This window comes from Nocardia sp. NPDC058497 (assembly GCF_042720195.1).
Lineage (GTDB): Bacteria > Actinomycetota > Actinomycetes > Mycobacteriales > Mycobacteriaceae > Nocardia.
Window position 1 is genome coordinate 1,358 of record NZ_JBHXMY010000221.1, and the last position, 865, is coordinate 2,222.

The window sequence follows — 865 nt, forward strand, 5'->3', positions numbered from 1 at the left end:
GGGCATACGTCAGATGCTTCGCCGCGCCCAGCGGCACCACCGTGGCGATCTCGACGGCTGACCACCTCGCCCACGCCGGACCAAGCGTGAACGCCTGACACACCAAATCAGATGTCAGACAACTCGCTACGTTGTCAGACATGAGCAAAGCGATGCCTGATGAGCGCATCACGATTCGCGAGCTGCAGCGGAACGCGGCGGATGTGTTCGACCGCGTACGCCGCGGGCAGACTTTCGTCGTTACCCGACATGGCGAGACGATCGGAAGGATCGTGCCACCCGACCCCGCGGAGGAAGCTCTCGAGCAGGCCATCGCCAGCGGCTGCTCCACCCCGCAATCTTGGACGGACTGCCCACCGGAGGCGAAGCCGCCGCGATGGTTCGTGAACCCTCCCCACCGGGCTCCTGGCGTGCCAGCGATGCACTCGCGTCATTGCGCGATGAGGACGGCGACAGGTGAGTTCCTGTATCTGGATGCCTGCGCAGTCCTGAAACTGTTCGTCGAGGAGGTTGGTCAGCGATTTCATCAATCGCATGTTCAGTCAAATAATGCTCACGAATTGAATTTTCGTACTATGGACACGCCGGAAATCCCCTGGTCGGCAACCGATTTTTCGCACACCTCTACCGAAATGCATTCTCGCTGGTTATCGTTGGCGCGTTAGGCGAAACACTATCCCTCGGAAAGGACCGTGTGGAGATGGCTGACAAGTCCAAGAAAGCGCCTAAGAAAATGCCCAAGCAGATGCCGCGGCAGCAGCAGCAACAGCGGCAGGACCAGATGGGCGATGACTCGCAGGGCATGACGCGAGCCGGCCAGGATGATCGGCGTGAACAGCGCCGCCCCGGCCAGCACTGATCTACC

General features: G+C 60.7%; 2 protein-coding genes. One reads left to right on the forward strand and one right to left on the reverse strand.

Annotated features, from left to right (window positions below; all coding sequences use genetic code 11):
• The first annotated feature begins 140 nt into the window (after positions 1–140).
• A complete protein-coding gene (locus ACFWPJ_RS16620) occupies positions 141–665 on the forward strand; it encodes a type II toxin-antitoxin system Phd/YefM family antitoxin (RefSeq protein ID WP_378852200.1) in 525 nt (174 codons plus the stop codon).
• Between the two features lie 8 nt (positions 666–673).
• Here the strand turns inward: ACFWPJ_RS16620 and ACFWPJ_RS16625 are convergent.
• Positions 674–865 (reverse strand): hypothetical protein (locus tag ACFWPJ_RS16625; RefSeq protein WP_378852202.1); only part of this gene is annotated, 192 nt, incomplete at its 5' end.

Excerpts from the sequence above, each read along its gene's own strand:
- ACFWPJ_RS16620 (WP_378852200.1), top strand. The coding sequence starts at position 141 with ATGAGCAAAGCGATGCCTGATGAGCGCATCACGATTCGCGAGCTGCAG.